6 protein-coding genes are annotated in these 10,230 nt (G+C 32.3%); 2 read left to right on the top strand and 4 right to left on the bottom strand.

Annotated elements, in window-relative coordinates:
• Positions 1 to 75 precede the first annotated feature (75 nt).
• Positions 76 to 612 carry a GNAT family N-acetyltransferase gene (locus RAH41_RS10660; RefSeq protein ID WP_331222419.1) on the bottom strand — a complete coding sequence of 179 codons (537 nt, stop codon included), beginning with the start codon at positions 610 to 612 and terminating at the stop codon, positions 76 to 78.
• A 101-nt stretch (positions 613 to 713) separates the two neighbouring features.
• Positions 714 to 1,604, bottom strand: coding sequence for a DMT family transporter (locus RAH41_RS10665; RefSeq protein WP_331222421.1), 891 nt, complete (start codon positions 1,602 to 1,604; stop codon positions 714 to 716).
• 152 nt (positions 1,605 to 1,756) lie between these two features.
• Here RAH41_RS10665 and RAH41_RS10670 point away from each other — a divergent pair, with 152 nt between their 5' ends.
• A complete protein-coding gene (locus tag RAH41_RS10670) occupies positions 1,757 to 2,731 on the top strand; it encodes a ring-cleaving dioxygenase (protein ID WP_331222422.1) in 975 nt (324 codons plus the stop codon).
• 121 nt (positions 2,732 to 2,852) lie between these two features.
• Here the strand turns inward: RAH41_RS10670 and RAH41_RS10675 are convergent, their stop codons facing one another.
• On the bottom strand, positions 2,853 to 6,950 hold the full coding sequence (locus RAH41_RS10675) for a S8 family serine peptidase (RefSeq protein ID WP_331222424.1): 4,098 nt from the start codon (positions 6,948 to 6,950) through the stop codon (positions 2,853 to 2,855).
• Between the two features lie 502 nt (positions 6,951 to 7,452).
• Positions 7,453 to 7,911, bottom strand: coding sequence for a tRNA (N6-threonylcarbamoyladenosine(37)-N6)-methyltransferase TrmO (gene tsaA / locus RAH41_RS10680; RefSeq protein ID WP_331222426.1), 459 nt, complete (start codon positions 7,909 to 7,911; stop codon positions 7,453 to 7,455).
• Positions 7,912 to 8,615: 704 nt separating this feature from the next.
• On the opposite strand from tsaA, the gene RAH41_RS10685 reads away from it, so the two are divergent.
• Positions 8,616 to 10,211 (top strand): peptide chain release factor 3, encoded by a 1,596-nt coding sequence (locus tag RAH41_RS10685; RefSeq protein WP_331222427.1) that lies wholly within the window; start codon positions 8,616 to 8,618, stop codon positions 10,209 to 10,211.
• Positions 10,212 to 10,230: the final 19 nt, after the last annotated feature.

Below are 10,230 nucleotides of genomic sequence, written 5' to 3' on the forward strand. Positions count from 1 at the left end.
AAGACATTTCCAGTTTACTAGAATATAGGTTTACTTGCTTTTATAATAAAGTCTTTAAACTTGTTATTTTCAGTACTATTTAATAAATAAGCCCATCATTAAAGTATTACAGTACTTTCCATTTATATAAGTATCTTCTTTCATTACACCTTCAATTTCAAATCCTAAGTTTTTATACAATTGAATGGCTTTAAGATTATCTTCATTTGTAACTAATTGAATTTTTCTAGTTAGATCATTTTGTTTAGCCCAATCAATTAATGATTGCATCAATAACTTCCCTAAACTTAATCCCCAATATTCTTTTTTTATGACAATGCCTAGCGTACCAACATGCTTTGTCCGTTCTTTTTGACTAGAGTTGATCGAGCCAATACTTATTATTTGATCATCGATCGTACCTACTAATATGATTGAATTTTTTTCATTGAAGGTATCTTCTAAAAATGACTGATATTCAACTTCATTTCGTTTAAATTCGTTTCCGCCAAATGATAAAAAGTTCGTTTCTCCACCTACAATGTTATAAAATTCTATAATTGATTTAGCATCAGTTCCGCTTGCTTGGCGAACTTTTACTATTTTTCCATTTTTTAATTTTAATTCAAACATTCTATTACTCCTTTACAAATTAAAAATAGCTGCATAAGCAGCCATCTTACCCTTTACATATTATTAAACTAATCATCTAAATACAGTTTATCATATACCATTTAAAAATCCATTTTATTCTCAACAACCTTTCTTTTCTCACTAGTAAGAACAACTAGTAACGCTCCACCTAGAACAATAGTCCCACCTATCATCTGAAGTAAACTCATATTTTCATGAAATAAAATGGTTGAAAATGTGATTGTCACTAATGGCTCAACCATACTTAATACTGCCCCTTTTGTCGGTCCTATTCGTTTTACACCAGCAAAAAATGTCCCCATTGATATTACACTTGATATAATTGAAATACCTAAAATTGATATCCAACCAATAAATTTAAAATGAATCTGTATCGTGCTTGTCGATAAGCCAACGAGTAAAAATGAAATGGCTGCAAATAGAGAAATATATGCACTTGTTACTAATGGAGGAACATGCATAGAAACCCTTCCACCAACAATTATGTATATGGAGTAAACGATTGCTGCAGCTAATGCTAATATGATCCCAAATGGATTTATATTTTCCGCAGGAGCTCCCAACACTAGTACAATTCCAACCAACGATAGTAAAATTGATATCAAAATATTTTTTGTTAATTGCTCTTTATTTACCAAAAATGATAGAATTGCTACAAAAATGGGGTATAAATAGAGAATTAATGCAGCCAATGAAGCATGTATATACTTTACTGAACTAAAATAAAAACTTGATTGAAGCATATACAATACTCCACCTAATAAAACAAACAATCCTAATTGTTTTTTCGTAATTTTAACCAATCTTTTACTTACCACTAAGTAACTAAAAAACATAATTGTCGCAAATGTAAACCTTAAAAATAATAATGTATTCACACTTACATTTTGATCATAGGCATATAGCGCAAAAATAGGCATTAATCCAAAGGCTATTGCAGATATTAAAATTAATAGATAACCGAAATACAAAGTATTTCCCCCTTCTATACCATTTATCTGAATATTGTAATTATTAGATAACAGTTTAACATAAAACGCTATTTCAATCTCTAGCTATTTACAATGCGCTATAAAAATTTTGCAGGTCATAGTTTAAATATATATATAAGGGAGTGATGAAAGTGGAATTATTGGGAATTCATCATGTTTCACTACTTACTACAAAGGCTGAAAAAAATTACGAGTTTTACACTAAGGTTTTAGGGATGAGACTTGTTAAGAAAACTGTAAATCAAGATAACACTTCCAGTTATCACTTATTTTACGGTGATGCAAAGGCAAATCCCGGAACAGAAATAACCTTTTTTGATATCCCTCATCTAGGAACTACATATCCAGGTCACTCAATTGTATCTTCAACTTCATTAAGGGTGGCCACAACTGAGTCACTATATTATTGGAAGAATCGCTTTGAAGTGTTAAATATTTCACATGATCAAATAATTAAAAGAGCAAATCGAGATACACTCGCATTTCAAGATTATGAAGGTACAAGATTAATTTTAGTAGCAGATAATGGAGAAAAAGGTGTTTCACCGGGTACTCCATGGAATCAATCAGATATCCCTACTGACCATGGAATTCTCGGCTTAGGTCCAGTTACACTTACCGTAAAAGATTCAATCCCTACAAGTAAAACTTTAACGGATGTTTTAGGTTTTAGACTTGTTGGTACTTACCCTTCTACTGATGGGAATTTTGCAAGTATAGAAGTTTACGAAACAGGATTTGGTGGTGCTGGAGCAGAAGTTCACTTAGAACTAAGACCAGACTTACCTAGAGCTAGACCTGGTAGAGGTAGTGTACATCATGTAGCTTTTAGAGTACCTAACGAAGAAGAATATAATAAATGGGCTGACAAATTAAATTCACTTGGGATTACGAATTCAGGAAAAGTAGAACGCTACTATTTTAAAGCGCTCTATTTTAGAGAACCAAATCATATTTTATTTGAATTATCAACTGATACACCTGGATTTGATGTAGACGAAAATATTGATACTTTGGGAGAACGGTTAGCATTGCCTCCATTTTTAGAACCTAAACGTGCTGAAATCGAAGCAAGCTTACGGCCTTTACACTTTAATCAAAATTAATTTGAGTACTCACATTAAGAGGGTTTCCAAAAAAGTATTATATTGAGGGAACTCTCTTTTTTAATGGCAAATAAGATTGGCTTAAAACAAAAAAACCTATCCAATCGGATAGGTTCAAAAGTTAATTAATTCCTAAAGCTTTCTTAATCGAATCGATTGTTTTCCCATTATACTCTTTAACACCAGTAGGAGTATCTAATACATAATCATTCTCTTTTAAATAATTAGTTTCAAGTAACTTGAAATCCAATGAGTCAACTTTTCCGTCAAAATTAATATCAGCATTTCGGTTATTCGTACCCCAATTTTGTTCGAGTAGTATTACATCATAAATATCAATTACATTATCTTTATTAAGATCCCCAGCATTTTCTCTTACAGTAGGATAAGTAATACTTTCACCAATAAATATATCACGATCTTTTCGGCCAATTTCCATAGGTGTATAAGTAGTGAAATGACCTGGAACATCTATGATGACTGTATATAATTGTTCCGTAATTGGAAGTTTACTGAATACAATGTTTCCATTCTTTTGAATTTCACCAGTATAGTATTGACCTTTGGAGTCTCTTGCTTTTGCTTGTGCACCGATAGTCGTGTAATCAATTGCAAAGTTAAAACTGCCATTTGCATTTAACAAGCCTGCAGCGTTAATTTTTGCAGTAGCATCTGAATAAGCTGGGTAGCTTGGTAAATAACCAACTTGTGTAAACGGGTTTACTGTTTTACCGTTTAAATCTTTATACGAAGATGAAGTGACAAAGAAAAAAGTAGTATTAACATTTACAAATGTATCTCGGTTCGTATCTACAATCGTATCAAACAATGGCGTATCGCCAGTTAACCCATCACCTGGTGCCTTTATATTAATTGTATTTGATTTACTAGTTGTTCCTGTTGAAGTAACTGTAAATTGAGTATCATCAGATAAAGCTTTATTTTTATTAAATATGACTGAATTAAAAAATCTTGATGTGTAATCTAATTTAATCGTTAAATCTTTTGCATTTTGCAAACCATGAGCATAGTAAGTATAAGTTAATTGATCACCCATGGTAAAAGATTCTTTATTTGGTTTGGCATAAATATATTGTGTTCCTGGTTTCATATAGTATACGACTTTTGGCATTGTAGAATTACCAGCTCTGTCTGATGCAACAAATTGGAGCATATAGACTGGGTTTGAAGAATCGACAGATATTTCTTTCGTAAACTTCCCATTTGAATCAGCAGCAATACCAAAAGCTGGAGAGTTAGGACCATACCAAGCATTATTAGTCGCTTGTGTTACATTCATACCGGAATTTTCCATTTCCTTTGCTTCGTTATCTAAAACACTCCCAGATAAGGTAACTGTTTTTTGGCCAGGTGCTAATTCAACAAATGGAAGATCACCTTTAGGTAGTGCATTTGTATCATCTAATGTGAATGTTGGACGATTATTATCGATAAATACTTGGTCTGTTTTTGTGTACTGTTTGCCATCTAAATTTGTACCAATAACTTTCATTTTGTATAATCCTTGTGCTGCTAGGATTGATGTATAGCCAACCGGTTTCTTAGCATTACCTGTAAATGGAAAATATCGACCAGTAAAGGCTTTTTGAATATAGAGATCCTTATCGACTCCTGCACTTGAAACATTAATTGTACCAATTATTCCTAAATCTTTATTCGTTTTTGGATCTACTAAAATAAAATCTAATGTTTTCATCGGTGAATTTAATTTAAAATCTAAATCAGACGCCTTAACGCTATATGGTGCAGTATCACGAGTTGTAGAGATACTTGGAGAATGAACTTTGAAATATTCAAAGCCTTCTTCTACTAAGCGGAAGCCAAATGGAATTTGATAATTATCATCTGGATCTTTTTCATTTACAACATGAATATACCCCTCATATGTTCCTTTACTAGCAGTTGTTGGGATAATGAGTGTTGCAGGAATCATCTCCTGGCTATTCTTTTTCATTTTAAGGTCTTTTGGTACTGTTACACTTATACCGTTTGACTTAGCATCCAAAGATCCGCGTGTGCCGATATTATATTCTACCGATAGATTATATTTTTGCATTTTATCAGTATGATTTGTGATTAATATATTTGTAGTTTTCGAAATAGGATTGTTGTCTACTGGAATAAAACCATAGCTAAGTCCACCAGTTTGTTCATTAATATTTACTTTTTCATTATTTTTAATAAACGGCGTTGTATCCTGAACTCCTAGTTCGATACGTGAATAAATCGCTTCATAAGGATCTACTCTTCCTGCTCCAACTTCAAATACACTGTATTTACTTCTTAAAGGATGAGCTGTATTCATCAAAACGGTTTTAATATCAAAAGGAGTATAATCAGGATGTGCTTGTAATAGTAATGCAGCTATACCAGTAACATGAGGAGTTGCCATCGATGTACCAGACATTCGCATATATGCAGAAGAATAATCTGTTGAATCATTTTTATTATTGATATACGCAGGAACAGTCGATAATACATCTACACCTGGTGCTGTAATTTCTGGTTTAATATCATATAAAGTTCCCGAAGGTCCTCTAGAGCTAAAGCTAGCAAGATCATCGCCTGGGATTTCAGACTCTCCGATACTACCTAAAGTAACTGAAGGTGTACCTTTACTAAATAAATCATTTACTGCCAAACCGTCTTTATTTGTCATTGAAAATACAGGTATATTATCATTGCTTTCCCCCAAATAATACGGGATTTGTCCCTCAGAAGCATTATTGTTGTAAATAATTACCCCTACAGCTCCATTTTGTTTTGCATAGTTCATTTTATCAACAAGTGCATACGTACCACGAGCAACAAAAGCAATCTTTCCTTGAATATTTTTTCCAGCGTAATCTGTTGGACCACCTTCTCCAACATTTACAATATCAAATGTTTTTCCAGACAAATTTGTAAAATCATCCGTCCATTTTTTCGTCATTAATCGTAAAGTACTATCCGTACCTTGACCGTTTACTAAAAATTCACTTCCGAATGTAGTAACTTTAGTAGGTACAGAACTCGCACCAACTGTTAAGGCAAGTGCTGCTGCACCTGGTGAGCCTAATGTGTACATACTATCTCCAGCATTTCCTGCTGCGACGACAGCTGTAACTCCATTTAAAACAGCATTATCAATCGCTAAGCTAGTTGCTTCTAACGGATCATTTATTGAGGCTCCAAGCGATAGATTGATTACATTCATTCCATCGGCAACTGAACGGTCAATACCTGCAATTACTGCAGAATTAGAGCCTGAGCCATAAGGACCTAATACGCGGTATACATATAAGTCTGAATCAGGCGCTACTCCAGTAACTTTATAATCAGAATTATTTTTCCCCTGACCAGCAATCGTACCAGAAACATGTGTACCATGATCAGTATAATATGAGTTCCCATTAACAAATTCAGCTTTTTTAGAGGATTTCCATTGATTGTATGTTGCTTCCATTGGGTCATTATCATTATCTACAAAATCATATCCACCTTTGTATGCATCTTTTAGATCCGGGTGGTTATAGTCAATCCCCGTATCAATTACACCAATCTTAATGTTTTTACCTGTAAAACCTTCCTTATGCAATTTATCAATCTTTAAAAAAGGTAAACTATCAACCTTTGTTTGGTCCTTCTCAACTGGTTCAACGGGTGGTTTAATTTGTATTGTTGAATCACTATAAACAGCTTTAACTGTATCTAACTCTAGTAAATCCTTAATTTGATTTGCTGGAAGTGTCAATGAAACCCCGTTAAACGCATTCTGATATGTATATTTAATTTGAATTTCTTCATTACGTGCATTCTCTTTATTTCCTAATTTTTCTTGTAATTCTTGTTTAAAGTGAGCATGAGACTTAGTTACATTTTCCTTCGCCTTTTCTAATGAAATTGTCTCCCCTTCTACAGCTTTCTCTAACTGAGCTACTTTAGCTGGAAGTTCTTTAAATTCAACAATTACAGAAACATCTTTATCACTTGATAAGTCGATATCATCTGATAATTTCAAACCTGTTTTTGAATCAGCAAGATTTAACTGATTCAAAGCCTCCTTTTGTTCGGGAGTAAGTGATTGAAGAATGCTTTCTGCTTCACTTGAGTTCGCATATGCTGGCTTTTTACTAATCATAGTCGATCCCAAAATTGTACTACTAGCTAAAACAAGTACAGATGTTGTTTGAAAAAATTTACTACTTAACCCCTTCATTAAATAACCTCCAACTTTTTCTAAAATAAAAGACTGTAAAAAAGAAATGAAAGATGTTATTTTTCAGAAAAATAACTTAATTTAGATTATAGCTACTGTTTTTCATGAAAAGTATTGGGGGAATTTTCATTTTTGTAAGAATTAATAAAATAAATTAATTGTCGATATTAGTAAAAATTAGTAAAAAAACAATGTAATATATCTATAAAATTGTAGAATTGTGTCATTTATTATAAAAAACTACTAAAAAACTTGGGGGAAATTCACTAATTATGCCTTATAAAATTGTCCGTCCTAAATCTCAAATTAAAAATTTTTAATTATTAGTAAAATATAAAGAGATCAGGGCAATTAAAAAGAGTGCGGCATCTTAAAAACAATGTCATCTATTGTTTTAATATGGAAATAACAATATTTCAATTTAGCTTTTAATCACATAAAATAAAAAAAGAGTTTCTCAATTAAAAATTTAAGAAAACTCTTTTTCATTATAAAAATTTTTTCACCAATATTTTTCCATCAAAGCCTTTGACCATTCTGCTTGTTTGACCTCCCCTTTTGGAAGGAATTCATTCATAATCGGTTTGATATCAATGATTGGCGTACCATCGATTGCATCTAGCCCTTTAACAGTAAGAATGCGGCCAGTGTGTTTTAAAAGTTCGACTGATGTTAGCCCTAATTTATTGGGTCTGTTTTTACCTCTTTGAGCAAAAATTCCAACCTTTGGGTAGTGAAGATTATTTCTAGGATGTCTAGCATTGAATTGAATCATCTCATCAGTCACTTTATCGAAATAAAAAATAATTTCTAGATGTGAAAAATCACTAATACCACTTAATGCTTCTTCATTAAACTCCTCTACTAACTCGATTTCAGAAATAATAGAACCCCAGTGATCGTCTTCAATTTCTTTTCTTGAATTTTTAACAAAAGCAATTGGACTGATTGTAAATGTCATCATTTAATCTCCTAACTTATGCATTTTGTCTATATTATACAGAATTTTTCGTTAACTATTTAGAAAAAGTATGCAATTTTTCGCATACCTTCTTCTAGAATCGGTTTTTAATTTCTACCTTTCATTTTTAATGGTGCATTGATCATGATTGGATATGTTAATCATTGATGCACAATTCCAACCAATCCAATTAAACTAAATAAATTAAACGGATTTGTATTAAAAATCAACGAATAAAAATCTGAACTTATACCATCTATTGATTCTGCAGGATGGTAAAAGTGAAAACTATTTCCCTAATCTAATAATATTTTCATAATGTAATAAATTATATTTAAGTAAGTAATACTTGTAATAACCATTAAGACTGATATTACATTATATGATTTTAAAAACTGTCTTCTTGTACTACCTAAACCAATTGCAGCTTGGAAAGGAACTTGGTTATATATCATGTGTTAATTATTTTTCATTTTACCAGTTATACAATATATACCTTCTAGATAAATTGGAGTATAAAAAATGAATGTTATATGAAAAATTACAAAATAAACGATCAAAAAGAAAATTCTTATTTCATAACTTGGAAATACTTTGTATATAACTTAGTTACTAAATGTTTCATCAAACGCTGAATTCTAGTATAATAGATAAGATGTAAAAATTTGTTTATGATCTTTGATTTAGAAAGGACTTTATAATAGATGGCAAATAAAGAATTAATTAATCAGGTTGCTAAACGCCGTATTTTTGGGATCATCTCTCACCCTGATGCTGGTAAAACAACTTTAACTGAAAAATTACTACTTCATGGTGGAGCGATTCGTGAAGCTGGTACTGTAAAAGCTCAAAAAAATTCAAAATATGCAAAATCTGACTGGATGGAAATCGAGAAGCAACGTGGAATTTCTGTTACTTCTTCTGTTATGCAGTTTGAATACGATGAAAAAATGGTATCAATTATGGATACTCCTGGTCACAATGATTTTGGTGAAGATACATATCGTGTACTAACTTCTGTTGACTCTGCTGTCATGGTAATTGATGCTGCTAAAGGTATTGAGGCACAAACAAAGAAACTTTTCCAAGTTTGTCGTTTACGTGGTATTCCTATTTTTACCTTTATGAATAAATTAGACCGCCAAGCTAAAGATCCATTAGAATTAATGGAAGAACTAGAAGAAGTTCTAGGTATGCCTTCTGTTGCCGTAACTTGGCCAATCGGTAGTGGCATGCAATTTGAAGGTGTTTATGATCGATTAGAAAATGAAGTGCATCTTTTCCGTAAAGATGAAGTGATTAAACTTGGTCAAGATGGCGTTCATGGTCCTGAATTAGAAGCACATTTAGAGCCTTCAAATTTAGAAAATTTACGAGATGAAGTTGATCTTTTAGAAGGTGCCGGAAATGAATTCAATTTAGACTTAGTTCGAGCTGGGGAACTTACTCCTGTTTTCTTCGGTACAGCTTTAGTTGATTTTGGTGTAACACCATTCTTAAATCATTTCTTAGATATGTCACCTGCACCTGGACCTCGTAAAACAATTAATGGTGAAGTTAATCCAACTGATGAAGTATTTAGTGGATTTATATTTAAGATTCAAGCTAATATGAATCCTGCTCACCGTGACCGTATTGCATTCTTACGAATTTGTTCAGGCGTATTTGAACGTGGAATGAACGTTATGCTTTCTCGTACAGGAAAACAAATTAAATTAAGTCAATCAACTCAATTGATGGCTAATGACCGTGAAACAATAGACCGTGCATATGCTGGTGACGTTATTGGAATATACGATTCAGGTACTTATCAAATCGGGGATACCATTACATCTAGCAAACAAAAATTATTCTTTGAGCCATTACCAACTTTCCCACCTGAGTTATTCTTACGAGTTAGCCCAGTTAACTCATTAAAATCTAAGCACTTCCATAAAGGTGTTGAGCAATTAGCTCAAGAAGGTGCAATTCAAGTTTATAAAAATGAATTTAATGAGGTCATTTTAGGTGCTGTAGGTCAACTTCAATTTGAAGTATTTGAATACCGCTTAAAGAATGAATATGGATCTGATATCCGTAAAGACCATGTTGATTTCAATATTGCACGATGGGTTAAAACTGATGACGTAAAAGGACTTAAGAAATATCAAGATATGCGTAACATGCTAGTATATGACCGTTTCGAACGTCCGCTATTCTTATTTGCAAACGAATTTACGTTCAATCGTTTTAAAGAACGTCATGAGGAATTAGAATTAGTTGAAGCTCTTGATGTTAATAATGAAATACAAGTTGATTAATAAAAAAGTGGATGTTTTT

This window comes from Gottfriedia acidiceleris, from assembly GCF_036421055.1.
GTDB lineage: Bacteria > Bacillota > Bacilli > Bacillales > Bacillaceae_G > Gottfriedia > Gottfriedia acidiceleris_C.

Excerpts from the sequence above, each read along its gene's own strand:
- RAH41_RS10660 (WP_331222419.1), bottom strand. The coding sequence starts at position 612 with ATGTTTGAATTAAAATTAAAAAATGGAAAAATAGTAAAAGTTCGCCAA.
- RAH41_RS10675 (WP_331222424.1), bottom strand. The coding sequence starts at position 6,950 with ATGAAGGGGTTAAGTAGTAAATTTTTTCAAACAACATCTGTACTTGTT.
- tsaA (WP_331222426.1), bottom strand. The coding sequence starts at position 7,911 with ATGACATTTACAATCAGTCCAATTGCTTTTGTTAAAAATTCAAGAAAA.
- RAH41_RS10685 (WP_331222427.1), top strand. The coding sequence starts at position 8,616 with ATGGCAAATAAAGAATTAATTAATCAGGTTGCTAAACGCCGTATTTTT.